The sequence below is a fragment of the Natronococcus sp. CG52 genome (assembly GCF_023913515.1).
GTDB classification, from domain to species: domain Archaea; phylum Halobacteriota; class Halobacteria; order Halobacteriales; family Natrialbaceae; genus Natronococcus; species Natronococcus zhouii.
Genome location: NZ_CP099391.1, coordinates 739,638 through 765,195, shown reverse-complemented (window position 1 = coordinate 765,195; position 25,558 = coordinate 739,638). Strand labels below are relative to the sequence as shown.

Genomic DNA, 25,558 nt, shown 5'->3' with positions numbered 1-25,558 from the left:
AACTCACTCGACCAGTACCCACTCGCCGTGGTTAGCCATCTCGAGGACGCCTCGGCGCTCCATCTCCGTGAGAACCTCCTGGAGGCGGTCGGGCTGAGCGATCTCCATCTCCATGCGCTCGACGCCGTGGTACTCCGAGAGGTAGTGACGAATGGCGTCGGTCGTGAACTCCTCCTGGTCGGCCCGTTCCATCGCGCCGGAGACCAGGTCGACCATGTCCTCGATGAAGTTCCACGGGTAGACGACCCAGGTCCACTCCTCGAGTCGCTCGCCGACGTAGTCGGGTTCGTACTCGCTGGTCCGGAGCAACTGGAGGGTCGCGGTGCGAACCTCGCCGGCGTTGCGGTCGTCGACGTACTCGTAGGCGCGTTCGATCGAGCCGCCGGTGTCGGCGATGTCGTCGATGATGAGAACGTCCTTCCCCTCGACGCTGCCCTCGGGCATCGGGTAGCGAACGGTCGGCTCGCCGGTCTTCTGTGCCGTGCCGACGTAGTGTTCCATCTTCAGGCTCGTCAGGTCGTCGAGTCCCAGGAAGTCACAGATACAGCGGCCCGCGAACCAGCCGCCGCGGGCGAGTGCGACGATGACGTCGGGTTCGAAGTCGTCCCGGCGCACCTCGTCGCTGACGTCGCGACAGAGGCTGTAGATGTAGTCCCAGTTCGTTATCGTACAGTCGAAATCGTCCGGTAGGTCGGACATCTGGTGGCCACCTACTCGAGACGAAGTAGTCCCACCCCCATAAGTGGGCTGAAACGAACCCTCGTCTCGGTCCGTGAGACTGGACCACACGACTAAGCCCGTTCGGTACGAACCGGTTGTACCTTCAATTATGCCTACGACGCGGGATTTCGAGTACCTCCTCGAGTGTCGGAACGTGATCGGCGTCGACTACGACGAGCGCGAGGACAGGGTTCGGGTCTTCGTCTCCCGGAAGCTCCCGCCCGGCGCGCTCGACGACGAGGACGACGTCGAAAAGCGCATCACGGAGGTCGAAACCGACGCGGACGTCACCGTCGACGTCGTCGACGCCGGCTACGACGAGGACCGCGACGGATACGACGCGCTGTCGATTCTCGAGCCGGCTCCAGAGGCGCTCGAGGACCGCGGCGACCGCCACCGGCCGGTCCCGGCCGGCGTGAGCGAGATCAACGCGAACTCGACTGCGGGGACGGGCGGACCGTATCCCGCTCGAATCGCGAACGAGCCCGGTGAGGACGCGGACGAGACCACTGACGACGCGAGCGAGGCGGTCTGGAGCGACGTCGCCGAGCCGGGGGATCTCGTTCGACTGTCGAACAATCACGTGTACGCGCGCTCGAACGAGGCCGACTTCGGCGAACCGGTTCTCCAGCCCGCTCCGCACGACGGCGGAGGCCACGACGACGAGGTCGGCGATCTCGTCGGCTACGTCCCGATCGAGGACGGCGTTCGGGTCGACGTCGCCGCCCGTTCCGTCGAACTCGAACGCGAGTCGGCGACCTACTACGGACTCGAGGAGGAGTGGCCGACCGACGTTCGGCGCGACGACTACGACGAGCTTCGGGGTGAGACGGTCACGAAGACCGGCCGAACGACGGGCGTCACGAGTGCGACGGTGGAGTCGACGAGTGCGAGCGTCAGCGTCGAGTTCGGCGGCGAGCACGGCACCGTCACCCTTCGCGAGCAGCTGATCGCCGGTCACATGTCGGAGGGCGGCGACAGCGGCTCGGCCGTCTTTCTCGAGGACGGGGCGCTCGTCGGCCTGCTGTTCGCCGGCTCGGCCGAACAGACGATCTGCAACCGGATCGCCAACGTCGAGCGGGAACTCGGCGTCGAAATTCTCACCGGAGAGCCGGACGAGGACGACGGTGACGACGAACGGGACGCGCCCGTCTACACGACTACGTTCGAGCACTCGGTCGAGGTCGACCTCGAGGGTCCGGCGCTCGAACTCGAGTCGGTCACGTTCGAGGATCAGCCTCGTCCCGGCAGACGAGTGGCGGCGACGGTCGTCGTCGCGGCGAGCGAGCCGGGCAGCTACTGGCTCGATATCGACGACGAGCGTCGGCGCTTCGAGGTCGAGCCCGATGACGACCCGGGTCGGGCTCGAGACGGAGTTCGGCGCTCGGTGGAGGTCGTCGTCGACGTCCCCGACGATTCGAGCGACACGATCGACGTCGCGATCGCCGGTGGCAGGATCGAGTAGCACGCGCTTCCGCGGAACGATGATCCCGTGTTTTATCACCTAGTGGTACCAGTCGATAGTAGATGGTTCGAACGCAGCTCCAGGCCGCCCGCGAGGGAACCGTGACGCCCGAGATGGATCGCGTCGCCGAACGAGAGAACCGCGACCCCGAGTTCGTTCGGAAGCAGGTCGCCGAGGGACGGGCCGTCATTCCGGCGAACGTCGCCCACGACGCGCTCGATCCCATGATCATCGGTCGCGAGTTCGCGACCAAGGTCAACGCCAACATCGGGAACAGCGAGGAGTCGAGCGACCTCGAGACGGAACTCGAAAAGCTCCACACGGCGGTCCACTACGGCGCGGACACGGTGATGGACCTCGGAACGGGCAGCGACTTGGACGAGATCCGGGAGACCCACGTCGAGTACTCGCCGGTCCCGCTCGGAACGGTTCCGCTGTACGAGGCGGTCAAGCGAGCGGGCAGCCCCGAGGAGATCACGACGGAGCTACTGCTCGAAGTCGTCGAGAAGCAGGCCGAGCAGGGCGTCGACTACATGACGATCCACGCGGGTATCTTGGCCGAGCACCTGCCGCTGACCGACGGCCGCAAGACGGGGATCGTCTCGCGCGGGGGATCGATCATGGCGAAGTGGATGGAAGAACGCGGCGAACAGAATCCGTTCTTCCGGATCTTCGAGGACCTCTGCGAAATATTCGTCGAGTACGACGTCACCTTCAGCCTCGGCGACAGCCTTCGGCCGGGCTGTCTGGCCGACGCCTGCGACGAGGCCCAGTACGCCGAACTGGACACGCTGGGCGAACTGACCGACGTCGCCTGGGACCACGGCGTGCAGGTGATGGTCGAAGGACCCGGTCACGTTCCGATGCACAAAGTCGCCGAGAACGTCGAACGCCAGCAGGAGGTCTGCGACGGCGCCCCGTTCTACGTGCTGGGACCGCTCGTGACCGACGTCGCGCCGGGCTACGACCACATCACGAGTGCGATCGGCGCCGCGATAGCCGCCCAGGCCGGCGCGGCGATGCTCTGTTACGTCACCCCCAAGGAACACCTCGGCCTCCCCGAACGGGAGGACGTTCGGGACGGACTCGCCGCCTACCGGATCGCCGCCCACAGCGGCGACGTGGCGAACGGGCGTCCGGGCGCTCGAGACTGGGACGACGCCCTCTCGGAGGCCCGTTACGAGTTCGACTGGCGCGAGCAGTTCCGCCTCGCGCTCGACCCCGACCGCGCGCGGTCCTTCCACGACCGGACCCTGCCCGGGGACAACTACAAGGAGGCGCGGTTCTGCTCGATGTGCGGCGTCGAGTTCTGCTCGATGCGGATCGACCAAGATGCGAGAAAGGCGGGCGAGATGCGGCGTCTCGACACCGAAACCGACCTCGAGACCTCGCCCGCGGCGGCCGTGAACCTGCCGCCGGTCGGCAGTCACGACTCGAGCGGCCTCTCGGAACTCGAGAAACTGGACGAAGAGCCACTCGAGGAGGCGGCTGACGACTGAACGCTCGCCGACAGGAGGGGTGCGCTCGGCTCCGGAACGGCCCTTCGGACGGTCGTCGGGCGAGCGCGTTTCACGGAGTGACAACGTGGAACACAGCTATTGCAACGGGTATTGACCGATCAGTAACTATGAACGAACTGGGACGACGGACTCTCCTGACCTCGGTTTCGACGGCGGCGGTTTCGGCTCTCGCGGGGTGTACCGACCTGTTCAGCGACGACCTGTCGGAGACGGACGACGGAACCGGCGGAGACTCCACACAGTCCGGGACGGCCGTGGAGACGGCGACCAAATTCGTGGAGAAACTGGGGAACGAACGGTTCGAGCGGGCGTACGATCGGATCGCTCCGGATGCCCGGTCGCGGGTCGCCGTCGGCGAACTCGAGCAGATCTGGCTGGGCTACACCGCGGTCGGCGGCGAGTTCCACGAGGTCGCGGAGACGACCGAGACCGTCGCGAGCGGTTTCGACGCCGTCAACGTCACGATGGCGTTCGAGCGCAGCGACCACGAACTGCAGGTCCTGGTCACCGACGAGTTCGACGTCGCGGGTATCACGTTCAACGACACCTACGAGCGGCCGGCGTACGTCGATCGCGATTCGATCACGGAGCAGGAGGCGACCCTCGAGACCGAGGAGTGTTCCCTGGACGGAACCGTAACGCTTCCCGCAGATGCGGATGCCGACTCGATACCCGGCGTCGTCCTCGTCCACGACTCCGGTCCGGCAGACAGGAACCTGGGCAGTGTTGCGACGAGGGCGTTCGCCGATCTGGCGGAGGGTCTCGCGACCGAAGGAGTCGCGACGTTCAGGTACGACAAGCGGACGTACGCCTGCCCGCGAGAGATCGAGCCAGAAGATCACACGCTCGACGCGACGACCGTCGACGACGCGCTTCTCGCGATCGACGAACTCCGGAGCGTCGAGGCGGTCGACGACGATTTAGTCGTCGTCGCCGGTCTGGGAGTCGGCGGACTCGCCGTCCCCCGAATCGTCGACCGGGACGGCGGCCTGGCCGGCGGCGTCGCGATGGGTGCTCCCGCCCGCCCGTTCTACGAGGTCGTCCTCGCGCACCTCGAGCACCAGGCCACGGTCGGCAGCCACGAGTGGCCCGCGATGACGAACGTGTACGAGAAGCAGGCCGGCGAAATCGACCGCGTCCGCGACGGCGACTACGACGAAGACGACGTCCTCCTCGACTTCTCCGGCGCGTTCTGGGAGAGCCTCGAGGAGTACGACGCCCTCGAGACGGCTCGAGAGATCGACGAACCCCTCTACTTCCTCCAGGGTGAGCGGGACTTCCAGGCCAGCCTCGAGGACGACTTCGGCGCGTGGCAGTCCGAACTCGACGACCGTTCCGAGACGAGTTTCGAGCGCTACGACGGCCTCAACCACCTGTTCATGCCGGTCGAGGGGCCCGGCGTCGCCTTCGAGTATCGCGTGCGAAACAACGTGGGTTCGCAGGTGGTCGCCGATATCGACAACTGGATCGAAACGCTGTGAACCCGCGCCGGCGATGGATTGATGGCCCGCCCGTTCGACGCCGACGGTATGAACACGATTCGGATCCTGCAGGTCGACGCGTTTACCGACGAGCCGTTGGCGGGGAATCCGGCCGGCGTCGTTCCCGAGGCGGATAGACTCACGGACGAGCAGATGCAGGCGATCGCCCGGGAACTGGCGCTGAGCGAGACGGCGTTCCTGCGCTCGAGCGACGACGCGGACGCCGACCGCCGGATCCGGTACTTCACCCCGACCCAGGAGGTCGACCTCTGCGGCCACGCGACGATCGGGAGCTACGCCCACCTCCACGACGAGGGGCTCGAAGCCGGCACGACGACCCTCGAGACGAACGTCGGCGTTCTCGAGATCGAACTCGAGGAAGATGGGACGGTCTGGATGACCCAGGACGCGCCAACGGTTCGCGAGGCCGAGGTCGACTACGACCGCGTCGCCGAGGCCCTCGGCGTGGATCGGGCGGCACTCGAGGGAGCGAGCGCCGACCTACCGCTCGCGATCTCCTCCACGGGACTGTCGTTTCTGATGGTGCCGATCACCTACCTCTCCGACGTCGGAAACGCGGACCCCGACATGGCCGCGATCGAGGAGTTGACGGACGAACTCGACGCGGCGGGCGTCTACCTCTTCACGTTCGACGTGCTCGAGGGCACCTCGACGCTTCACGGACGCATGTTCGCCCCCGACGCGGGCGTCCCGGAAGATCCGGTCACCGGCACCGCCAGCGGCGCCGTCGGCGCGTACCTCGATCAGTTCGGAGCGTTCGACGACGACCTCCCCGAGGAGTTGCGCCTCGAGCAGGGCCACTACGTCGACCGGCCGGGGATCGTCCGCGTTCGCGTCGACGACCGCGTTCAGGTCGGCGGCCGCGGCGTGACGGCGCTGGAGGGTACCCTCACCGTCCCCGACGACGGGGGAGACGACATCCTCGAGGCCTGATCCAACCGAGCGTCCCGAATGAAGTCGAGACGGTTTCGGACTCCCGTGTTGCGAGCGGCGTTTAACAGCCGGTAAAGGGAGGATACCGTCCGATTATCCGCTCGAAAGTGCGCTAAATACCAGCTGCCGTACCCGGGCGTGGTAGTAGAATCGTCCTCTCCGGGGAGCGAATTTTGCCGCACGAGAGAAAACCTGACTCACTATCGAGTTTCTAATATACACAATCGTTCGCAACCTTCTTTATTCGCTCCGGAGTCCACACAGATACAGATGGCTGTACTCTGGTTGGACGAAATCAGCGCCGGTGACCTCGAGAAAGTCGGCGGTAAAGGAGCTTCTCTGGGGGAGCTCACGGGCGCTGGCTTACCCGTCCCACCTGGTTTCGTCGTAACTGCGGGCACCTACCGATCGTTCATCGAGAACGCGAATATCGACGAGGAACTGTTCGAGGCGGTCGACGTCGACGTCGAGGACTCGAGCGCGCTCGCGGACGCGGCGGAGCGCGCCCAGGAACTCATCGTCGAAACGCCGTTCCCCGACGACCTGCGCGAGGAAATTCTCGACGCCTACCGACAGGTCGGTGGCGACGAGGAGGCGTTCGTCGCCGTTCGTTCCTCCGCGACCGCGGAAGACCTCCCCGACGCTTCCTTCGCCGGCCAGCAGGAGACGTTCCTGAACATCACCGAGGAGGATCTTCTCGAACGCGTGCGAAGCTGCTGGGCCTCGCTGTTCACTCAGCGGGCGATCTACTACCGACAGGAGAAGGGATTCGACCACTCGGCGGTGAACATCGCGGTCGTCGTCCAGCAGATGGTCGACGCCGAGAAGTCCGGCGTCATGTTCACGAGTCACCCTTCGACGGGCGACCCGACGATGATCATCGAGGCCGCCTGGGGGCTCGGCGAGGCCGTCGTCTCCGGCGCCGTCTCGCCGGATAACTACGTCGTCCCGCGTGACGGCAGCGACGTCGACGTAACCGTCGCCGAAAAGAAAGTGATGCACGTCAAGGACGACGACACCGGCGAGACGGTCGAGCGCGAGGTTCCCGGCGATAAACGGAACGCGCGCGTACTCTCGCAGGACGAGATCGATCGACTCGTCGAACTCGGCGAACGCGTCGAAGACCACTACGACACTCCGCAGGACGTCGAGTGGGCGATCGTGGAAGGAGCGGTTTTCATGCTCCAGTCGCGACCGATCACGACGATCGACGAGGGCGACGTCGGAGGCGTCGACGTGACGGACGACACCGCCAGCGCCGCGAAGGGGCTCACCGACGGGAGTGGCGTTCAGACCACCGACAGCGCCGAGACGTCGGGGACGGATACCACCGGGAGCGGCAACGTCGTCGTCGACGGGCTCGGCTCGAGTCCGGGACGGGTAAGCGGTGCGGCCCGGATCGTGACGAAACTCGACGAACTCGACAAGGTCGACGCCGGCGACATCATCGTGACCGAGATGACGATGCCGGATATGGTTCCCGCGATGAAACGCGCCGCCGGGATCATCACCGACGAGGGCGGCATGACCAGCCACGCTGCCATCGTCTCCAGAGAACTCGGCGTCCCTGCGATCGTCGGCACGACCAACGCGACCAGCGTACTCGAGGACGGACAGGTCGTCACGCTCGACGGCGACAAGGGGTCCGTTCTCGAGGGAGACGTCGTTTCCGACGAAGAGGAGACCGAACCCGTCGAGGAGGTCCGCCCGCAGTCGCCGGTCAAGCCGATGACCGCGACCGAAGTCAAAGTCAACGTCTCGATTCCCGAGGCCGCAGAACGGGCCGCCGCGACCGGCGCCGACGGCGTCGGCCTCCTGCGGACCGAGCACATGATCCTCTCGCTGAACCAGACGCCGACGAAGTTCATCGAGGAGAACGGTGAGGACGCCTACATTCAGGAACTCGTCCAGGGAATCCGGGGCGTCGCAGACGAGTTCTATCCGCGACCCGTCCGCGTGCGAACGCTCGACGCGCCGACCGACGAGTTCCGCCAACTCGAGGGCGGCGAGGACGAACCGAACGAGCACAATCCGATGCTCGGCTACCGCGGCATCCGACGGTCGCTGGATCGACCGGAGGTATTCGCGCACGAACTCGAGGCGTTCCGCCGGCTCTACGACATGGGCTACGACAACGTCGAGATCATGTTTCCGCTGGTCAACGACGCCGAGGACGTCCACCAGGCCAAGCGGCTCATGACCGACGCCGGCATCGATCCCGAGAAGCGAACTTGGGGCGTGATGATCGAGACGCCCGCCTCCGCGCTGTCGGTCGAGGAGATGGCCGGAGCGGGCATCGACTTCGCGTCGTTCGGGACGAACGACCTCACCCAGTACACGCTCGCGGTCGATCGCAACAACGAGCACGTCGCCGACCGGTTCGACGAACTTCACCCCTCCATCCTCCAGCTGATCGGTAACGTCATCGAGACCTGCCGCGAGCACGACGTCGAGACGAGCATCTGCGGCCAGGCCGGCTCGAAACCCGAGATGGTCCAGTTCCTCGTCAACGAGGGCGTGAGCTCCATTTCGGCTAACATCGACGCCGTCCGCGACGTCCAGCACGAGGTCAAGCGGGTCGAGCAGAAGCTGCTGCTCGATTCGGTGCGCTGACGCCGGTCTCTCAACTCCCCGTTTTTTCGACGCGGTACCAGCTCCCGTCCCAGCTGAGCGCGTACTCGAGCAGCGACTTCAGCGTCAGCACGCCGAATGCCGGATACAGCAGCGGTGCGAGCAGGACGCCCCAGCCGAACCCGTCGATCCGGCCATCTCTGGCGTCGCGCCAGGCGACGAGAACGATCGTCGCGACGAGGAGCGTAAACGGAACCAGAAACGCCGATTCGACGTCCAGGGAGAGCAATAACAGCAGTTTCGAGGCGAGTGCGAGCGTGATCAGGCTTCCGAACAGACTCGAGCACATCCGGCCGATCGAAACGAGCCCCCTGCGATCGATTCGGCCGCACAGGAGCTCCCGGAACGTCGCGTGCAACACCTCGATCTGGCCGACGCGCCAGCGCTTGCGCTGGCCCCAGAGGTCGGCCAGGCTGTGGGGCGCCTCCATGGTGTTAGTACACTGGCGCGCCTGCCTGACGTCCAGCCCCTGGCGGTAGCAGGCGTGGGCGAAGTCGAGGTCCTCGGTCAGTTTGTCGTCGTAGCCGCCGACGCGCTCGAACGCCTCGCGGGTGAACGCCGTCGACGAACTCCGGCAGTTCGTGAAGCCGAACAGTTCGACTAGCTTGTAGCTCGCGTGGAAGACGATTCGCTCGCAGTAGGCGATCGTCTCGACGGCGCCGGTCGGACGGGGAATCCGCCGTCCCTGGAAGACGTCCGCGCCGGCGGTCAGTTCGCCCATCGCGATCGACGGAAACTCCGGTGCGATCCACTCGTCGGCGTCGAACACCGCGAAGCGGTCCGCGTCGGTTTCGGCGACGGCGTAATTGATCGCGCCGGCTTTCGATCCCGGGTTGCCGTTGATCGACAGCTCGACGCGATCGTACTCGGCAGCCAGTTCCCGGGCCCGGTCGATCGTGGCGTCGTCGGTCGGTTCGGCGACGACGACGATATCGAGGTTCTCGTACTCGCTCTCGAGGAGGCTCTCGACGCTCGTGGCGAGCACCCGGTGGTCACGGTAGACCGGAACGATCGCCGTCAGCGGTGGGCCGTCCGTAGGGGAGTCGAACGAGGTGCGCGACGACCACACCTCGCGGACCAGCAGCGCGCCGGTCAGCGCGACGAACAGCGAGAACACGACGACCGCCGAGAGCGCCTCGAGGAAGACGAACCGGACGGTCACGACGAACAGGTCGAGCGTCAGCGTCTGCGTTCGCACCCCGTGAACGAGGCCGGAAAGCAGAAGGACGGCCGCGCCGAACGCGGTGGCGCCGTGTTCGAGGACTCGAAACGGGGACGAAGGCATGCGTGTACGTCAAGACCAGTGAACTATCAGTCTTTTTGTCCACAAAAAAGGTCGGGACGACCGGCGCTCGGATTTCGGGACGTAACGGAGTCGTCCGCCAAACGCAACGAATATACCGATGACCGTACACGTCCGTGGTATGCAAGCCGAGCCGCAGGCGTTCGACCGGGTGCTCTCGTCGATGTGTACCGAGCCACACCCGGTCGCCCGCGATGCGGCCGAACGATTTCTCGCGACGAACCCCGGGGACCCCGGCACCTACCCGCAGGTCGCGGAACTCGAGGAGGAGGCCATCTCGCTGCTCGGCGAGGTAGCCGGCCTCGAGGAACCGTCAGGATACGTCGCCAGCGGCGGAACGGAGGCGAACATCCAGGCCGTCCGCATCGCCCGGGAGCGGGCCGACTCGCGGACGCCGAACGTCGTCATGCCCGAGTCGGGCCACTTCAGTTTCCAGAAGGCTGCCGACCTGCTCGAGGTCGAACTTCGCGTCGTGCCGACCGACGACGACCACCGGACGGACCTCGAGGCCGTCCGCGTCAGCGTCGACGCCGACACCGCGCTGGTCGTCGGCGTGGCGGGAACGACCGAGTACGGCCGGGTCGATCCGATCCCGGAACTCGGTGAGATCGCGCGCTCGGCCGACGCCATGCTCCACGTCGACGCCGCCTGGGGCGGGTTCGTCCTTCCGTTTACCGACCACGAGTGGCACTTCGGCCACGCGCCGGTCGACACCATGACGATCGACCCGCACAAGATGGGGCAGGCCGCCGTCCCCGCCGGCGGATTGCTCGTTCGCTCGGCCGACCTCCTCGACCACCTCGCCGTCGACACGCCGTACCTCGAGTCGACTTCGCAGGCGACGCTGACCGGCACTCGATCGGGCGCGGGGGTCGCGAGCGCGGTCGCCGCGATGGAGGCGCTGTGGCCCGAGGGGTACCGACGGCAGTACGTTCGCTCGCAGAACAACGCCGCGTGGCTGGCCGAGGCCTTAGAGAAGCGCGGCTACGAGGTCGTCGACCCCACGCTCCCGCTGGTGGCCGCGAGCGTCCCGCGCTCTACGTTCGACGCGCTTCGCGCTCGAGGGTGGCGCATCTCCCGGACCGCGACGGGCGAACTGCGGATCGTCTGCATGCCCCACGTGACCCGCGAGATGCTCGCCTCCTTCATCGGCGACCTGGACCGACTCGAGGTGCGCGCCAGCGTGCCGATCACCAGCGACGACTGAGGGAACTGGCAATGGACCGACTCGACGTCGTCGCGTTCGTCGGCTTCCTGGGACTCGTGGCGGCATCGGCGCTCGTCGACGGGATCGTCGTCGCGGCGGCGCTCGCCGGGTTCTTGCTCTCGCTCGCGACGTGGCGACTCTACGACGGCCGCCCCTGGGAGGCGTTGGCCTGGCTGGCGTGGGTCGGCACCGCCGTCGTCCTGGTGATCGATCCCGGCGGCGTGGTCTTTCCGCTCGCCTTCTTCGGTTTCATGCTCCTCGGTATCGGCCTCCTCTTCGGCAGTCGGCTGGACCTCCTGCCGGACGTCTGGGTCGTCGGCCGGGACTCGCGCGAGTGAGTGACACGGTCGCAGTACACTTTTGTCGACCACGTTCGTACGCTCGAGTGAATCCATGACGGCACTCGCCGTCCTCGAGGGTCGCGCGGCTCGTTCTATGCAGATGCAGCGGTAGTGCCACCGGGAGGAGACCCGCGAACCGCCGGTCATACGGTCGATACGTGGGATCGAAACCCGGACGTTCGTGCTACTGTCGATAGGTATCGCACCGTCCGAACGATCGACCGAAAACCGGCGGGTTTTACGCCCGCCACCGACTGATCACGAATATGAGCAACGACGAGTTTCCGACGGACAGTCCCGCGGTCGTGACCTGCGGGTTGCCGTACGCCAACGGCGACCTCCACATCGGTCACCTGCGGGGGTATATCGGCGCAGACGCCTTCAGCCGCGCGCTCGAGACGCTGGGCCAGGAGACGGCCTACGTCTCCGGTTCGGACATGCACGGCACGCCGGTCGCCGTCAACGCCGAGCAGGAGGGCGTCGACCCCGAAGACTTCGCGCTCGAGTGGCACCGCCAGTATGAAGAGACGTTCCCGAAGTTCAACGTCGACTTCGACAACTACGGTCACACCCACGACGAGACCAACACCGAACTGACCCAGGAGATCGTCCGGACCCTGGACGAGGAGGGCTACGTCTACGAGAAGGAGATCCAGGTCGCCTACGACCCGGACGCCGACCAGTACCTCCCCGACCGGTACGTGCAGGGAACCTGTCCGTACTGCGGCGAGAAGGCCCGCGGCGACGAGTGCGACGAGGGCTGTCAGCGCCACTTGGAGCCCGGCGAGGTCGAGGATCCGACGAGCACGATCACGGGGAACCCCGCCGAGTACCGCGAGCGGACGCACAAGTTCTTCCGCGTCTCGGAGTTTTCCGACTACCTGACCGAGTTCCTGGACGGTCTCGAGGGTACCTCGAACGCCCGCAACCAGCCCCGCCAGTGGATCGACGAGGGGCTGCAGGACTGGTGTCTCACCCGGGACATGGAGTGGGGGATCGACTACCCCAACGGTGGCGACGAGAGCACCGAAGACGTCGTCCTCTACGTCTGGGTCGACGCGCCCGTCGAGTACATCGCGTCGACGAAGCAGTACTCCGAGCGCGTCGGGACCGACGAGTACGATTGGGAGCGCGTCTGGAAAGAGGACGGCGAGATCGTCCACGTCATCGGCCGAGACATCATCCAGCACCACACCGTCTTCTGGCCCGCGATGCTCGAGGGCGCCGACTACAACGCGCCCCGCGGCGTCGCCGCGACCGGCTTCATCACGATCAACGGCAAAGGGCTCTCGACGAGTCGTAACCGCGCCATCTGGGCGAAGGAGTACCTGGACGAGGGGTTCCACCCGGACCTGCTGCGGTACTACCTGACGACCACCGGCGGGCTACAGCAGGACGTCGACTTCTCCTGGGACGCCTTCCAGGAGAAGGTCAACGGCGAACTCGTCGGCACGGTCGGGAACTTCTGGTACCGTTCGCTGCTCTTTGCCTACCGAAACTACGAGGGGACGCCGGAGACCGAGGTTTCCGAGGAGGTCCGCGAGCGCATCGAGGGCGCCATCGGCGAGACTCGCCAGGCCGTCAACGACTACTCGCTGCGCGGGATCGGCCAGGCCGCGACGCGACTCGCCCAGTTCGGCAACGAGTACATCCAGCGCAACGAGCCCTGGAAACTCACGGACGAGGAGCCCGAGAAGGCCGCACAGGTTATCCGCGACTGCGTCCAGATCGCCAAGGCCGTCGCCGTCCTGCTCGAGCCGATCACGCCCGCGAAGAGCCAGCAGCTGTGGGCACAGATCGGTGAAGACGGCGAGATCGCCGACGCCCACCTCGAGGACGCCCTCGAGGCCCCGCCGCGGAGCTTCGACGAACCCGGCGAACTGTTCGCGAAGATCGAGGACGACCGCGTCGAGGAACTCAACGAGAAACTCGAGGAGCGCGTCGCGGCTGCGTCGGACGAGGAGAGCGAGGCGCCCGGCGCCTCGGAAGAGCCGAGCGGCGACGAGCCGCGAGGCCTCGAGGAAACCGAAAACGACGACACTGCCGCGGACGAATCCGCGGATATGGCAGATAGAGACGATATCGAGCCCCTGCTCGAGGACCGGATCGGATTCGAGGAGTTCCAGAACGTCGACATCCGCGTCGGGCGAATCGAGACCGCGGAGGGGATCGACGGCGCCGACGACCTCGCGCGACTCGAGGTCGACATCGGCTTCGAGACCCGACAGGTCGTCGCGGGGATCAAGCAGCTGCACGATCTCGACGAACTGCCCGGCGAGAAGTGCGTTCTGCTCGCGAACATGGAGCCCGCGGAACTGTTCGGCGTCGAGTCGAACGGGATGATCCTCGCCGCCGGCGAGCAGGCGGATCTGCTGACGACCCACGGCGACGCCGAGGTCGGCGAGAAGATCCGATAACGCCGATCGATTTTTCCTGGTAGTTGCGTCAGTTCTCGTCGTGGCGCAGTAGCGAGCTACTCACCTGGTTCGCGACGATGGGCCGGGCGTACGACCGGACGGTCGTCGCCAGGGTCCGGCGGAACGGTGAGGGGGATCAGTACTCGCGCTCCGTTCGGCGAGACCGGAGCCGCCGTCGAAGGACGGCTCCCTTCCACACGGGCAGACCCGAGCGCGGTCACTCCCGATAGTGGGGAGTAGAGAAATGCCCCCGGGAGGATGGCAAACGGCAGACGGGTCGAGCGGTAGAGCGACCGACACCCCGGCATCGACAGCGTCCGGTTACGGGAGAACACCGCTCGAGAGCGAGCGAAAGACCGTCGTCGGGATCGTCGTACAGTGACCGACTCGAGAGGCGGGGAATTCTCCTTACGGTCCCCTATTTATGAGCCGACGGTGCGAATGTTCGCCCACCATGTCGGCCGGACCGATACCGAAGCCGATCCGGGAGGCGGATCGATGATCAAGGCACGGTTCCGCATGCAGCTGCCGGCGGACATCTGGATCACCGACGTGTCGACGTCGTTTCCGGCGGCGACGTTCAGATTGCTTACCGGCGTCCCGATGGGGGATAGGGCGCTGGAATTGGGCGAGATCACGGCCGCGGATCCCGACGAAGCCGGCGACGCCGTCGAAGCTCACCCGGACGTCGTCGAGTACGAGCGTCTGTACACCGACGAGCGACGGACGATCGCACGGTACGAGGCAGTCGAACAGCAACTCTACGAGTTCCTCGGTGACTCGTCGCTTCCACCGGAGTTCCCCGTACGGATCGAAAACGGCGCCATGGAGTTCGACGTGACCGCGACCCGCGAACAGTTCGAGGGAATCGGGGCTGAACTGGATGCGAGCGGTTACGAGTACGAACTCCTCTCCGTAGTCGAGGACCGAGATCCGGAAACGCTTCTGACCGACCGCCAGCGCGAGTGCCTGACCGTCGCACTCGGAGCGGGCTATTTTCAGGTCCCGCGTGCGTGCACGCTCGAGGACGTCGCCGAGACGATCGGGGTCGACAAGTCGACTGCCAGCGAGACGATTCGCCGCGGTTCTGCCCGCGTTCTCGAGTGGTTCCTCGTCGGGGACGATCCGTACTGACCTCGTGACCGCGACGGCTCTTTTCAGAGGCAGACCAGAACGACCCTCGAGTGCGGAGTACGCGCGGTCTATTCGAGAACGGAGTCGGACCGTCGAGACGGGATCCGAAACTGTGGACCGATCACCTTCGTACCAGACCAGTTCCGATCCGGCGCGAAGCCAACACGTTGGGCTAACCCACAGGTGATCCTCGCCCGATTATCGTGTAATGAGCGAATTCAGAGAGAAAGCCACCGAGACGCGACCGGCGGCCCGATTCGTTCGGTGGAACGGCCCGCGACGCGTCGTCGCAGAACTGAAACGCCGGAACGCGATCCTCTACGGAGTTGCCGTCGTGCAAACGGTGTTGCTCGTCGCGTTTCTCTCCGGTATCGTGCTCGATCCGCGAACGATCGGCGGCGAACCGGCGTGGCTCAAACCCGCGAAGTTCGCGGCCTCGATCGCCCTGTTTACCGCAACGTTGGGCTGGATCGGGTATCACCTCCCGGTCTCCGAGCGGCTTCTCCGACGGGTATCGATCGGCGTCGCCGTCGCAGCGTTCGTCGAGATCGCGCTGATCGGCGGACAAGCGGGCCGAGGCGTCGAGTCACACTTCAACGACTCGACGGTCCTCGATCAGTCGATCTACGTCGTAATGGGTGTGACGATAACCGCCATGACCGCACTCGTTGCGTGGCTACTCGTTCGATCGTGGCGACGAGAATTCAGCGTCGCTCCCGCGTTCGCCTGGGGTATTCGAGTCGGGATCGCACTGTTCGTCGTCGGTGCCTTCGAGGGCGGCGCGATGGTGGCGCTCGAAACCAGCGCCGTCGGGTCCAGTCAGACCGTCCCCGTCGTCGGGTGGTCGACGAGCGGTGACTTCCGCGTCGCACACTTCGCGGGTCTCCACGCGCTGCAGATACTCCCGCTCGTCGGATACCTGGCTGCAGTCGCAGCCGAGCGCGGTATCCTCGAACGACCGACTCGAGCCGTCCTTCTCGTTGGAGGAGGATACGCACTGGTACTGACAGCGACGTTCATCCACGCACTCGCTCCGGGACTCTGATGAGCAGTTTCGATCGAACGCGAAAACCGATCAGTACGGGCAGCCGACCGTAGCTAAAGGCGGATGCGCCGATCGGTTTCTCTCGATGCAGCGATTAGATTTCGTCGACGAGACTCGCGAAGTCGTCGGTGTCCATGATCTCCATCGTCTGTGCGTCCAAACCGTGCCGGTGGAGCGTCAGCGCCGACTTGAACGCCCCTTTATGATCTGGTGCATCGAAGATCACGAGGAAGTCGTGCTCTCCGAGGATGGCGTACGAATCGTGGAGTTCGGCGTCGTGTTCCTCGAACTCCGTCCTGATCTCGCCCCAGATCGACGCGAGTTCTTGCATGTTCTGGACGTCACGGCCGGCGAGCTGAACGATGGAGACGTAGGTCGGCATGTTCGCTCGAAGGGCGGAGCAGCGCAAAACGGTTCACGTGGCACATGATGGGTTTCGAAATCGAACTCGAGAGCGAGTAAACCAGCCACCTTTTTTGCCGTGCTCGCGCTATCGCTCGGTATGAGAAACGCGAAGATCGTCTGCACCCTGGGGCCCGCATCCGACGACCGGGGAACGATCACGGAACTCGCAGAAGCCGGGATGGCCGTCGCCCGGCTGAACGCGAGCCACGGCAGCCTCGAGGACCGAGCGACGCTGATCGACCGCGTGCGGACCGTCGACGAACAGACAGAGGAACCCGTCGCTGTCATGCTCGACATGAAGGGGCCGGAGATCCGGACCGCGCCGCTTCCGGAGGCCGAGACGGTCGAACTCGAGACCGGCTCCGAGATCGAGTTCGTCGAGGGCGAGGAGGCCGCTCCGGAACGGGTCGGGCTCTCCCTGCCGATCGAAGCCGTCGAAGCGGGCGATCGCATCCTGCTCGACGACGGCCTGATCGAGACGACCGTCCTCGAGCGCAACGGCGGAACGGTTCGGGCGCGGGTCGACACCGGCGGCGAACTCGGCGGCCGCAAGGGCGTCAACGTTCCCGGCGTCGATCTCGACCTCGACATCGTGACCGAATCGGATCGGATGGACCTCGAACTCGCCGCCGAGAAGGAGGTCGACTTCGTCGCGGCGAGTTTCGTCCGGGACGCCGAGGACGTCTACGAGGTCAGCGAGGTGCTCGAGGAACTGGGCGCCGAGATTCCGATCATCTCGAAGATCGAACGCGCCGGCGCGGTCGAGAATCTCGACGAGATTATCGAAGCCTCGTACGGGATCATGGTCGCTCGCGGTGACCTCGGCGTCGAGTGTCCGATGGAGGACGTTCCGATGATCCAGAAGCGGATCATCCGCAAGTGTCGGAACACGGGGTCGCCGGTCATCACGGCGACCGAGATGCTCGACTCGATGGTCCACGCCCGCCGTCCGACGCGCGCGGAGGCCTCGGACGTCGCGAACGCCGTCCTCGACGGTACCGACGGGGTCATGCTCTCGGCCGAGACCGCGATCGGCGACCACCCGGTCGCTGTCGTCGACGCGATGGACAGCATCATCCACGAGGTCGAGGAGTCCGAGGAGTACGCCGAAATCTTAGAGCAGCGCGTCCCCGCCTCGGGCGAGGCGCGGACGGACGCACTGGCTCGGTCGGCGCGCTATCTTGCACGCGATATCGGCGCGGACGCGGTCGTCGCTGCGACCGAATCCGGCTACACGGCGCTGAAGACGGCGAAGTACCGCCCCGGTGTGCCGGTCGTCGCCTCGACGCCGAGCCACGAGGTTCGTCGCCGACTCGCGCTGTCGTGGGGTGTAACGCCGCTGTACGCTCGAGTTTCCGACCAGGGTGCCGACGCCGTCGTCGAGAAGGCCGTCCAGGCGGCGCTGGATGCCGGGGTCGCCGAAAGCGGCGACACCGTCGTCGTTCTCTGTGGAATGATGACCGAACTCGAGGGAGCGAACACGACGAACATGATGAAGGTTCACGTCGCCGCCGACGCGCTGACGACCGGCCGCGTCGTCGTCGAGGGACGCGTGACCGGTCCGATCGCCCGACTCGAGGACGGCGACCTCTCGTCGATTCCGGAGGGAGCGATCATCGCACTCGAGACGGAGTTCGACGACGAGTTCGAGGGCGACCTGACGAAACTCGGCGGGATCGTCAACGCCCAGCGCGGGATGACCGGCTATCCGTCGCTGGTCGCCAGGGAGATCGACGTGCCGATGATCAGCGGCGCAGATGTCGAGGAGCTCGAGGACGGGAGGACCGTAACGCTAGATGCGGAACGCGGCGTCGTCTACGGCGGCAACATCGACGACCACACCCGGCGCGACTGATCGGCCCGTTCGGACCGCGGGTTTTTGTCGACGGATCCACTACCGTCACGCATGGCAGGCGACGCCTCCGGTGGCCGACGTGACGAGACCGACGGCTCCCAGGAGCCACTGGCGACCGATCGGGACGCGTCCAATACGACCGAGGAAGGGTGGAACGTAACCGACTCGGACGCGGACGGCCGGCCGGCCAACAGCGACCGAATTCCGATCGACCTCTCGAGCGGCGCGGACGGGAACGAGGAGGACCCCGAGGACGACGCGGACGATCCCTACGCGCCCGAACCGAGTTCGACGCCGATCGAGCGCGGGGATCCGTCCCTCGAGAACGCGGCGTTCGTCGTTCTGGGCGCGCTCGCGATGATCCTCGTCATCGTTCGCGTGGTTTCACTTCCGATGTGATCCGCTCCCGTAAGGACGATTTCCGCCCGAATTGCCACTAAACATTTAATCACGACGAGACCTTAGCATCGACCATGGTCGAAGTCCTCTTCGAGAACATGCCCTTGCTGCTGTTGACGGTGGGGCTCGTGCTGATGGGGCTCGAGGCGCTCTCGCCCGGGGCGCACCTCATCGTGATCGGCATCGCCCTGGTCGGCGCGGGACTCGTCGGGATGCTCTTCCCGCCGGCGGCAAACGTGCTCGTACTGGCAGGGCTGACGCTGCTTATCGGGATCGTCGCGACGTACATCTACCGGGAGTTCGACTTCTACGGCGGAAAGGGGACGCCACAGACGTCCGATTCGGGCTCGCTCGCCGGAACCACGGGGTACGTGACCGAAACCGTCACTAACCGCAACGGCGAGGTCAAACTCGAGAAGGGTGGCTTCGCCCCGTACTACAGCGCGCGAACGACGAGCGGCACGATCGAAGAGGGCGAGGAGATCATCGTCCTCGACCCCGGCGGCGGGAACGTCCTTACAGTCGAATCGCTCGGCTCGATCGGCGAAGACGAGATCGACCGCGCGCTCGCGAGAGACTCCAATGCGGACGCCGACAGGACGGGTGGGACGACGGAGTCCGGAGACGATTCGGTGACCGAGCCGGAGACGGATAAGTCGGGCTGACCGAACGCCGTCCCAAATGTTAGATAGGGGAACATTTTTCCCGTCACCGACGTAAGATCGACGTATGGCGATCGAACTACTCCCCCTGCAAACCGGTGGCGCACTACTGTTTCTCGGTGCGCTCGTTCTCGTCGTCGTCGTCGCCGCGCTCCTCAGCGCGATCGAAATCGTCGACGCCTACGAGAAGCGTGCGCTGACCGTCTTCGGTGAGTACCGCAAGCTCCTCGAGCCCGGGATCAACTGGGTCCCGCCGTTCGTCTCGAACACCTATCGGTTCGACATGCGGACCCAGACGTTAGACGTCCCGCGTCAGGAAGCGATCACGCGGGACAACTCGCCAGTGACGGCCGACGCCGTCGTCTACATCAAGGTTATGGACGCGAAGAAGGCCTTCCTCGAGGTCGACGACTACAAGAAGGCGACGTCGAACCTCGCCCAGACGACGCTGCGTGCCGTGCTGGGTGACATGGAACTCGACGACACGCTCAACAAGCGCCAGGAGATCAACGCCAAGATCCGCCACGAACTCGACGAACCCACCGACGAGTGGGGGATCCGCGTCGAGAGCGTCGAAGTTCGAGAAGTGAACCCCTCGAAGGACGTCCAGCGCGCGATGGAGCAACAGACCTCCGCGGAGCGCAAACGGCGTGCCATGATCCTCGAGGCCCAGGGTGAACGCCGCAGCGCCGTCGAGAAGGCGGAGGGTGACAAGCAGAGCCAGATCATCCGCGCCCAGGGTGAAAAGCAGAGCCAGATCCTCGAGGCCCAGGGCGACTCGATCTCGACCGTCCTGCGCGCACGCTCGGCCGAATCGATGGGCGAGCGCGCCGTCATCGACAAGGGGATGGATGCCCTGGCCGAGATCGGCCAGAGCGAGTCGACGACGTTCGTCATGCCCCAGGAACTCACCTCGATGGTCGGCCGCTACGGCAAACACCTCTCCGGCAGCGACGTCGCCGAAGACGGCGCGGAACTCGAGAGCCTCGAGTTCGACGACGAGACTCGCGAACTGATCGGCCTCGACGACATCAGCGAGATCATCGGCGAGATCGACCAGGAGGCCGACATGGACGTCGAAGCGATGGAGCAGGAAGCGCAGGCGATCAAGGAAGGAAAGGATCCGGCGAAGATCACGGATCCCGACGAGGTCATCGAAGAGATGGACCAGGACTTTCAGGGCCAGACCGACGGCGGCACCGCCGACGCTTCGACCGACGCCGGCGAGTCGAACACGGACGACTGAGAGCCCGCCGGCACGCGCCGACGATTCTTTCTCGCCGTTTTTCGCCTTCCGGATTCGCTCGAGCGACCGTTGCCATCTGGACGACCGCAGCTGCCCGGTCGGCCGCGTACTCGTTCATCGCGACCGCGAGCGAATCGCCGGGGTAACGGGCGAGTTCATCGCACCGAAACAGTCACGCTTCACACAACGATTCGGAGCGAAACGGGTTTTACGGGGCATCCCTTTCTTGGCTGTAGAGTAACAATGGGATCGTCCGATGGGGTCGACGACGACAAACGCGCGACCCTCCGTCGATTCGCCGCTCTCGGTGCCGCCACACCGGTCACCGGTTTCGCGGAGTCGGCGGCGGCCGAGACCGGTGAGAGCGACGCTCGCGACGCGATCGGGGGGTATCTCTCGACGACCCCGGGCGCACACTTCTCGAAGATTCGCGACGACCTCCAGCTGGGGACCGGTGAGACCCAGCACCATCTGCGCCAACTCGAGGATCAGGGCGTCGTCGAGCGCTACCGGGACGGCGACTACAAGCGGTTCGTCCCGGCTGGCCGGTTCGACGAGTTCGAGAAACTCGCCCTCGGCTACCTCCGACGGGATACGCCGCGCGGAATGCTGATCGAATTGCTTCTCAGTCCCGACTCGACGGCCGGCGACATCGCGGACTCTCTCGGTGTCTCACCACCAACGGTGAGCAAGTACGCCGGAGAACTCGAGGAGGTCGGGTTGCTCTCACGCGACGATGGCTACGCGGTCGAGCGACCCGAGACCGTGCTGGTGTTGGCCGTCCGGCACGCGGATTCCTTCGGCGAGCGAGCGCGACGGCTCGCGCGAAACGCCGACGAATTCCTCGCGTACGACGCCTGACGCGACGAGGCGCACGCTCGGCTCGCGTGTCGTGATTCGAATCAGAATCGCTCGTTTTCCACCCGGTTAAATCGGCGAGCAGCGCCGTAACGGACCGTTACAGGCTTACTTTCCAGGTGGTGCTCGAGGAGTAGCCCCACTTCTCGATATCGATGTCGCAGCCTCCCTCCTGGAGCGCGGAGATGTTCGAGCCGACCTCCTTGGCCGTCATCCCTAGTTCCTTTCCGACGAGCCGCGACTTGAAGTACGTCTTCGTCGCCGCGTTCTCCCGGAAGTACTGGAGAATCCGGTGCTGTTTGCTCGTGAAGTCGGTGGCCGTTGCAGTACTCATACAGAGAGGAACGCCAGGAACGCTCTTATGGGGTTTGGTACGTCCGGTTAACTCGCCGCAGTCTTGCGATTTCCCGGGGGAGTAAGGACGGAATAATCGGTCGGAAAGGACGTGTTGGTACGTCCGGCTAATCCGTTCGGGTCGCGGACAGTCGGAAGTGTGAACCCGTTAGGTGGGTCCTGTTAGTCGGCGTCGTACTGCTCGACCAGAAGCGGGCCGACGCTACCGGCAACCGCCTCCCCGAGCGCCCGCGCTCGATCGGTCAGCCCGTCCGTGAGTACGCCGGCAGCCCCGTCGCTCTCGGCGATCCCCTCCCGTCCGAGGACGTCGTCCATTACCGGGCCGAGTTCCTCGCCCTCCTCGAGTCGACTCGCGATCCGGTCGGGGAGTCGAAGCGTCGGTCCGCCTCCTCGTTCCGTCCGCTCGCCGTCCGTCGCTGCGCCCCACATGATCAACGAGAGCCCCGGCGTCGGCCTCGAGTCGGGCGACGCCGCCCTCGAGGCCGACGCCGTAGCCGGCGTCGGTCGCCTCGAGCGCGCGACGAGCGCGAGTTTCGGCGCCCGTAACGGTTTCGGCGATCGACCACGGCTGTTCGGAGACGCCGGAGTCGACCGCGACGGCGGTCACCGTCGGTTCGTACCGCTCGAGCGTTCGTTCGACAGCTTCGACCTTGACCGGGTTGGTGCTCCCGACTGCGACGTCCATACTCGACCCTCGCAGGCGATCGGTTTGGGTAGCTCGATTCGGCCGTAATCGGTAGCTTCAATGTTTCGCCGTTCTGCACCAATTTTGACGAAGGAAAGCTTCTCGGCCCGTGACGGATGGAGATTCCGAAATTCTTAAATCCGGTGTCTCGGAACCACGTAGGTAACAACCACGTCCGGCTTCTGTCCGTGACTCAGCCGGACAGTGCTCGTCATCCAATGACTAACGCAACATCGAACACCAGAGTACGGCGTAACGAACGAGAGACGGAAGCGGAAACGAACGAGAGCGAGCAGAACGACGTCGCCTGTCCCGAGTGTACCGGCAACCTCGTCGTCGACGACGAACACGGCGAAACGGTCTGTGAAGACTGCGGCCTCGTCGTCGAGGAGGATTCGGTCGACCGCGGTCCCGAGTGGCGCGCCTTCGACGCCTCGGAGAAGAACGAGAAGTCCCGCGTCGGTGCGCCGACGACGAACACGATGCACGACAAGGGGCTCTCGACGAACATCGACTGGCGGAACAAGGACGCCTACGGCAACTCGCTGGGCTCCCGCCAGCGCGAGAAGATGCAGCGCCTCCGCAAGTGGAACGAACGCTTCCGCACCCGCGACTCCAAGGAGCGCAACCTGAAGCAGGCGCTCGGCGAGATCGACCGAATGGCCAGTGCGGTCGGCCTTCCGACGAACGTCCGCGAGACCGCGTCGGTCATCTACCGCCGCGCGCTCGACGAGGACCTGCTTCCCGGCCGTTCCATCGAGGGCGTCTCGACGGCCTGCGTCTACGCCGCCGCCCGCCAGGCCGGTGTCCCCCGGAGCCTCGACGAGATCGCCGACGTCTCCCGCGTCGAGAAGAACGAGATCGCCCGCACCTACCGCTACGTGGTCCGCGAACTCGGCCTCGAGGTCCAGCCGGCCGACCCCGAGAGCTACGTTCCCCGGTTCGCGTCGGGACTCGAACTCTCCGACGAAGCAGAGCACCGCGCCCGCGCGCTGCTCCAGAACGCGAAGGAGAAGGGCGTCCACTCGGGCAAGTCGCCGGTCGGTCTCGCCGCCGCGGCCGTCTACGCCGCCGCGCTGTTGACCAACGAGAAGACGACCCAGGCCGCCGTCAGCGACGTCGCCGACATCTCGGAAGTCACGATTCGCAACCGGTACCACGAGCTGCTCGAGGCCGAGGAAACCCTCGGCATGGCCTGATAGTGACGGACGTCCGGCGCTGTGACTCGCGGGACTCGCCGGAACGACACCGCTTTTTGCCGCCCCGTTCCCAGTGACGAACACCAATGCGTATCGACTTCGACTCGTTCGTTCTCGCGGCCGCGACCGCGGACCTCTCGAACGCCGACGATCCGATCGCTCGCGACCACGCCGACGCCGTCGAGTTCCGGATGGACCTGGCCGACGACCCGCTCGAGGCGCTCGAGAACTACGATTCGGACCTCCCGATTCTCGCGACGAACCGAGCGGAGTGGGAGGGGGGCGCGAAACGGAGTTCCGCGGAAGGTTCGAGCGGCCGGCGGCCGCGAGACGGCGAAGCCGCGGACGACGGCCGGCTCGAGACGCTCGCCGAGGCGACCCGGTTCGACGCGGTCGGCGCGGTCGACGTCGAACTCGAGTCGATTCTCGAGGACGAGGCGGACGACCTGCTCGAGACCGCGCGCGAGCGCGACGTCGCGGTCGTCGCCTCGGCCCACGACTTCGAGGGGACGCCACCTCGCGTGGAGATGGTCCGGACGCTGACCGAGGCCGGCAAGTACGCCGACGTCGCGAAGCTGGCCGTCACCGCGGAGTCGAAGGCGGACGCCCTGGCGCTGCTGTCCGCGACGGAACAGCTAACCGCACACGGCGACGCCGTCGCGACGATGGCGATGGGCGAGGTCGGCAGCCACACGCGCGCGGTCGCACCGGTCTACGGCTCGAGGATCGGATACGCGCCCGTCGATCCCGAGGCGGCGACGGCCCCGGGCCAGTACGATCTCGAGACGCTCTCGGAACTCGTCTCGCAGTTACAGTGACGCCCCGGAAACGCCGTCATCCCACGCTCCGGCCGGTCGAACGTGCGTCGACGGAACGTGGATCGAAATCGGAATGTTAAGGGCGCCAGTCCCCTATCACTTTCACGTACAATGACATGGCTCCGTGCGCTCGCGGCCGCCGGTCTCTCAGTGCTCCTCCCCGGCGCAGGCCACGTGCTCATCCGCGACTGGATACGCGCGCTGGCGTTCGGTGGCGTATTCGTGGCGGCGCTTGCGATCTTTCTCCCCCCGACCGAGCAGATCGCGGCCATCGGCTCGGTGAGCGACGGAATGACGCTCGTCACCGAGGAGACGGACACGATCAGCCAGTTCGTCCTCTCGTTTATCGTGTTGTTCGCCGCGATCGACGCGACGTTCCGCGCGATGGGATTCCCGCCGAACTCGAACGCGGGAGAGGACGGCGACGGGCCGAGTTGTCCCCAGTGCGGGAAGCCGCTCGACGAGGATCTCACCTTCTGTCACTGGTGTACCACGCGGCTCGAGCCGATCGAGGACGAAGAAGAGCCGACTCCCTGAGATCCCCTCCGGCGAGCCGTGATCCGCGGGATATAACCACACTAGTAGTACTTTGACGGAATCCTTTTTACCGCCACTCGGATACGAGAGGCACCCACGTCGGCCACGACCGGTGGCCAGCGGGACCGATTCGAGATGAATCCCAACAGTCAACAGGAGACGGTCCAGGACGAGCCGATCGCCCTCGAATTCGACGAGTGCGTGAGCTACGAAGACGACGGTACCACGGTCATCTGTGACCGACGAAACGCCGCGGCGTGGATCCGATCGACGGCCGTATGGCCGTGCTGCCGGTAGACCCACGAACTCGTTCTCCGCTCGA

The 25,558-nt window shown here is 65.6% G+C and carries 23 protein-coding genes and 1 pseudogene; 19 read left to right on the top strand and 5 right to left on the bottom strand.

Going from position 1 to position 25,558, the window contains the following annotated elements; all coding sequences use genetic code 11:
- Window positions 1-3: 3 nt before the first annotated feature.
- On the bottom strand, window positions 4-699 hold the full coding sequence (locus NED97_RS04005) for a phosphoribosyltransferase (protein WP_252489438.1): 696 nt from the start codon (window positions 697-699) through the stop codon (window positions 4-6).
- Between the two features lie 130 nt (window positions 700-829).
- On the opposite strand from NED97_RS04005, the gene NED97_RS04000 reads away from it, so the two are divergent.
- The 5 genes from NED97_RS04000 to ppsA all read left to right on the top strand — a co-directional run bounded on the left by NED97_RS04000 (window position 830) and on the right by ppsA (window position 8,753).
- Window positions 830-2,185: a S1 family peptidase gene (locus tag NED97_RS04000; protein WP_252489437.1), complete on the top strand. Its 1,356-nt coding sequence runs from the start codon at window positions 830-832 to the stop codon at window positions 2,183-2,185.
- A 62-nt stretch (window positions 2,186-2,247) separates the two neighbouring features.
- Window positions 2,248-3,684: a phosphomethylpyrimidine synthase ThiC gene (gene thiC / locus NED97_RS03995; protein WP_252489436.1), complete on the top strand. Its 1,437-nt coding sequence runs from the start codon at window positions 2,248-2,250 to the stop codon at window positions 3,682-3,684.
- A 128-nt stretch (window positions 3,685-3,812) separates the two neighbouring features.
- Window positions 3,813-5,186: an alpha/beta hydrolase gene (locus NED97_RS03990; RefSeq protein WP_252489435.1), complete on the top strand. Its 1,374-nt coding sequence runs from the start codon at window positions 3,813-3,815 to the stop codon at window positions 5,184-5,186.
- Between the two features lie 48 nt (window positions 5,187-5,234).
- The gene (locus NED97_RS03985) at window positions 5,235-6,140 is read left to right on the top strand and encodes a PhzF family phenazine biosynthesis protein (protein ID WP_252489434.1); all 906 of its coding nucleotides are present in this window, start codon (window positions 5,235-5,237) and stop codon (window positions 6,138-6,140) included.
- Between the two features lie 270 nt (window positions 6,141-6,410).
- The gene (gene ppsA, locus NED97_RS03980) at window positions 6,411-8,753 is read left to right on the top strand and encodes a phosphoenolpyruvate synthase (protein WP_252489433.1); all 2,343 of its coding nucleotides are present in this window, start codon (window positions 6,411-6,413) and stop codon (window positions 8,751-8,753) included.
- Between the two features lie 10 nt (window positions 8,754-8,763).
- Here the strand turns inward: ppsA and NED97_RS03975 are convergent, their stop codons facing one another.
- On the bottom strand, window positions 8,764-10,056 hold the full coding sequence (locus NED97_RS03975; protein ID WP_252489432.1) for a glycosyltransferase: 1,293 nt from the start codon (window positions 10,054-10,056) through the stop codon (window positions 8,764-8,766).
- 139 nt (window positions 10,057-10,195) lie between these two features.
- On the opposite strand from NED97_RS03975, the gene mfnA reads away from it, so the two are divergent.
- The 5 genes from mfnA (at window position 10,196) to NED97_RS03950 (ending at window position 16,218) form a co-directional block, all read left to right on the top strand.
- Entirely contained in the window at window positions 10,196-11,281 is a 1,086-nt protein-coding gene (gene mfnA / locus NED97_RS03970; RefSeq protein WP_252489431.1) for a tyrosine decarboxylase MfnA, read from the top strand.
- A gap of 11 nt (window positions 11,282-11,292) precedes the next feature.
- Window positions 11,293-11,619 carry a hypothetical protein gene (locus NED97_RS03965; RefSeq protein ID WP_252489430.1) on the top strand — a complete coding sequence of 109 codons (327 nt, stop codon included), beginning with the start codon at window positions 11,293-11,295 and terminating at the stop codon, window positions 11,617-11,619.
- Between the two features lie 269 nt (window positions 11,620-11,888).
- Complete coding sequence (gene metG, locus NED97_RS03960) at window positions 11,889-14,039, top strand: methionine--tRNA ligase (protein WP_252489429.1); 2,151 nt, start codon at window positions 11,889-11,891, stop codon at window positions 14,037-14,039.
- A 441-nt stretch (window positions 14,040-14,480) separates the two neighbouring features.
- Window positions 14,481-15,173, top strand: coding sequence for a helix-turn-helix domain-containing protein (locus NED97_RS03955; protein WP_252489428.1), 693 nt, complete (start codon window positions 14,481-14,483; stop codon window positions 15,171-15,173).
- A 208-nt stretch (window positions 15,174-15,381) separates the two neighbouring features.
- The gene (locus tag NED97_RS03950) at window positions 15,382-16,218 is read left to right on the top strand and encodes a hypothetical protein (protein ID WP_252489427.1); all 837 of its coding nucleotides are present in this window, start codon (window positions 15,382-15,384) and stop codon (window positions 16,216-16,218) included.
- A gap of 94 nt (window positions 16,219-16,312) precedes the next feature.
- Here the strand turns inward: NED97_RS03950 and NED97_RS03945 are convergent, their stop codons facing one another.
- Complete coding sequence (locus tag NED97_RS03945; RefSeq protein ID WP_252489426.1) at window positions 16,313-16,600, bottom strand: GYD domain-containing protein; 288 nt, start codon at window positions 16,598-16,600, stop codon at window positions 16,313-16,315.
- A gap of 120 nt (window positions 16,601-16,720) precedes the next feature.
- Here NED97_RS03945 and pyk point away from each other — a divergent pair, with 120 nt between their 5' ends.
- From pyk to NED97_RS03920, 5 genes are all read left to right on the top strand, one after another.
- Complete coding sequence (gene pyk / locus NED97_RS03940) at window positions 16,721-18,478, top strand: pyruvate kinase (RefSeq protein ID WP_252489425.1); 1,758 nt, start codon at window positions 16,721-16,723, stop codon at window positions 18,476-18,478.
- Between the two features lie 51 nt (window positions 18,479-18,529).
- Complete coding sequence (locus tag NED97_RS03935) at window positions 18,530-18,877, top strand: DUF7312 domain-containing protein (protein ID WP_252489424.1); 348 nt, start codon at window positions 18,530-18,532, stop codon at window positions 18,875-18,877.
- Between the two features lie 74 nt (window positions 18,878-18,951).
- A complete protein-coding gene (locus tag NED97_RS03930) occupies window positions 18,952-19,542 on the top strand; it encodes an NfeD family protein (RefSeq protein ID WP_252489423.1) in 591 nt (196 codons plus the stop codon).
- Window positions 19,543-19,606: 64 nt separating this feature from the next.
- Window positions 19,607-20,785, top strand: a complete 1,179-nt coding sequence (locus NED97_RS03925; protein WP_252489422.1) for an SPFH domain-containing protein — start codon at window positions 19,607-19,609, stop codon at window positions 20,783-20,785.
- Window positions 20,786-21,028: 243 nt separating this feature from the next.
- Entirely contained in the window at window positions 21,029-21,646 is a 618-nt protein-coding gene (locus NED97_RS03920) for a winged helix-turn-helix transcriptional regulator (RefSeq protein WP_252489421.1), read from the top strand.
- Between the two features lie 97 nt (window positions 21,647-21,743).
- Here the strand turns inward: NED97_RS03920 and NED97_RS03915 are convergent, their stop codons facing one another.
- Both NED97_RS03915 and NED97_RS03910 read right to left on the bottom strand, forming a co-directional pair.
- Window positions 21,744-21,977, bottom strand: coding sequence for a DUF7123 family protein (locus NED97_RS03915; protein ID WP_252489420.1), 234 nt, complete (start codon window positions 21,975-21,977; stop codon window positions 21,744-21,746).
- Window positions 21,978-22,159: 182 nt separating this feature from the next.
- Window positions 22,160-22,682 (bottom strand): annotated as a pseudogene (locus tag NED97_RS03910) (DUF84 family protein).
- 218 nt (window positions 22,683-22,900) lie between these two features.
- Between NED97_RS03910 and NED97_RS03905 the strand changes: the two are divergent.
- From NED97_RS03905 to NED97_RS03890, 4 genes are all read left to right on the top strand, one after another.
- Complete coding sequence (locus NED97_RS03905; RefSeq protein ID WP_252489419.1) at window positions 22,901-23,881, top strand: transcription initiation factor IIB; 981 nt, start codon at window positions 22,901-22,903, stop codon at window positions 23,879-23,881.
- A gap of 86 nt (window positions 23,882-23,967) precedes the next feature.
- Entirely contained in the window at window positions 23,968-24,699 is a 732-nt protein-coding gene (locus NED97_RS03900; protein WP_252489418.1) for a type I 3-dehydroquinate dehydratase, read from the top strand.
- A gap of 111 nt (window positions 24,700-24,810) precedes the next feature.
- On the top strand, window positions 24,811-25,236 hold the full coding sequence (locus NED97_RS03895) for a zinc ribbon domain-containing protein (RefSeq protein ID WP_252489417.1): 426 nt from the start codon (window positions 24,811-24,813) through the stop codon (window positions 25,234-25,236).
- A 135-nt stretch (window positions 25,237-25,371) separates the two neighbouring features.
- A complete protein-coding gene (locus tag NED97_RS03890; protein WP_252489416.1) occupies window positions 25,372-25,533 on the top strand; it encodes a DUF7331 family protein in 162 nt (53 codons plus the stop codon).
- Window positions 25,534-25,558 lie beyond the last annotated feature (25 nt).

Excerpts from the sequence above, each read along its gene's own strand:
- NED97_RS03990 (WP_252489435.1), top strand. The coding sequence starts at position 3,813 with ATGAACGAACTGGGACGACGGACTCTCCTGACCTCGGTTTCGACGGCG.
- NED97_RS03985 (WP_252489434.1), top strand. The coding sequence starts at position 5,235 with ATGAACACGATTCGGATCCTGCAGGTCGACGCGTTTACCGACGAGCCG.
- NED97_RS03935 (WP_252489424.1), top strand. The coding sequence starts at position 18,530 with ATGGCAGGCGACGCCTCCGGTGGCCGACGTGACGAGACCGACGGCTCC.
- NED97_RS03895 (WP_252489417.1), top strand. The coding sequence starts at position 24,811 with ATGACATGGCTCCGTGCGCTCGCGGCCGCCGGTCTCTCAGTGCTCCTC.
- NED97_RS03915 (WP_252489420.1), bottom strand. The coding sequence starts at position 21,977 with ATGAGTACTGCAACGGCCACCGACTTCACGAGCAAACAGCACCGGATT.
- NED97_RS03905 (WP_252489419.1), top strand. The coding sequence starts at position 22,901 with ATGACTAACGCAACATCGAACACCAGAGTACGGCGTAACGAACGAGAG.
- thiC (WP_252489436.1), top strand. The coding sequence starts at position 2,248 with ATGGTTCGAACGCAGCTCCAGGCCGCCCGCGAGGGAACCGTGACGCCC.
- metG (WP_252489429.1), top strand. The coding sequence starts at position 11,889 with ATGAGCAACGACGAGTTTCCGACGGACAGTCCCGCGGTCGTGACCTGC.
- NED97_RS04005 (WP_252489438.1), bottom strand. The coding sequence starts at position 699 with ATGTCCGACCTACCGGACGATTTCGACTGTACGATAACGAACTGGGAC.
- NED97_RS03890 (WP_252489416.1), top strand. The coding sequence starts at position 25,372 with ATGAATCCCAACAGTCAACAGGAGACGGTCCAGGACGAGCCGATCGCC.
- pyk (WP_252489425.1), top strand. The coding sequence starts at position 16,721 with ATGAGAAACGCGAAGATCGTCTGCACCCTGGGGCCCGCATCCGACGAC.
- NED97_RS03920 (WP_252489421.1), top strand. The coding sequence starts at position 21,029 with ATGGGATCGTCCGATGGGGTCGACGACGACAAACGCGCGACCCTCCGT.
- NED97_RS03945 (WP_252489426.1), bottom strand. The coding sequence starts at position 16,600 with ATGCCGACCTACGTCTCCATCGTTCAGCTCGCCGGCCGTGACGTCCAG.
- NED97_RS03930 (WP_252489423.1), top strand. The coding sequence starts at position 18,952 with ATGGTCGAAGTCCTCTTCGAGAACATGCCCTTGCTGCTGTTGACGGTG.
- ppsA (WP_252489433.1), top strand. The coding sequence starts at position 6,411 with ATGGCTGTACTCTGGTTGGACGAAATCAGCGCCGGTGACCTCGAGAAA.
- NED97_RS04000 (WP_252489437.1), top strand. The coding sequence starts at position 830 with ATGCCTACGACGCGGGATTTCGAGTACCTCCTCGAGTGTCGGAACGTG.
- NED97_RS03900 (WP_252489418.1), top strand. The coding sequence starts at position 23,968 with ATGCGTATCGACTTCGACTCGTTCGTTCTCGCGGCCGCGACCGCGGAC.
- NED97_RS03975 (WP_252489432.1), bottom strand. The coding sequence starts at position 10,056 with ATGCCTTCGTCCCCGTTTCGAGTCCTCGAACACGGCGCCACCGCGTTC.
- NED97_RS03950 (WP_252489427.1), top strand. The coding sequence starts at position 15,382 with ATGAGCGAATTCAGAGAGAAAGCCACCGAGACGCGACCGGCGGCCCGA.
- mfnA (WP_252489431.1), top strand. The coding sequence starts at position 10,196 with ATGCAAGCCGAGCCGCAGGCGTTCGACCGGGTGCTCTCGTCGATGTGT.
- NED97_RS03925 (WP_252489422.1), top strand. The coding sequence starts at position 19,607 with ATGGCGATCGAACTACTCCCCCTGCAAACCGGTGGCGCACTACTGTTT.
- NED97_RS03965 (WP_252489430.1), top strand. The coding sequence starts at position 11,293 with ATGGACCGACTCGACGTCGTCGCGTTCGTCGGCTTCCTGGGACTCGTG.
- NED97_RS03955 (WP_252489428.1), top strand. The coding sequence starts at position 14,481 with ATGTTCGCCCACCATGTCGGCCGGACCGATACCGAAGCCGATCCGGGA.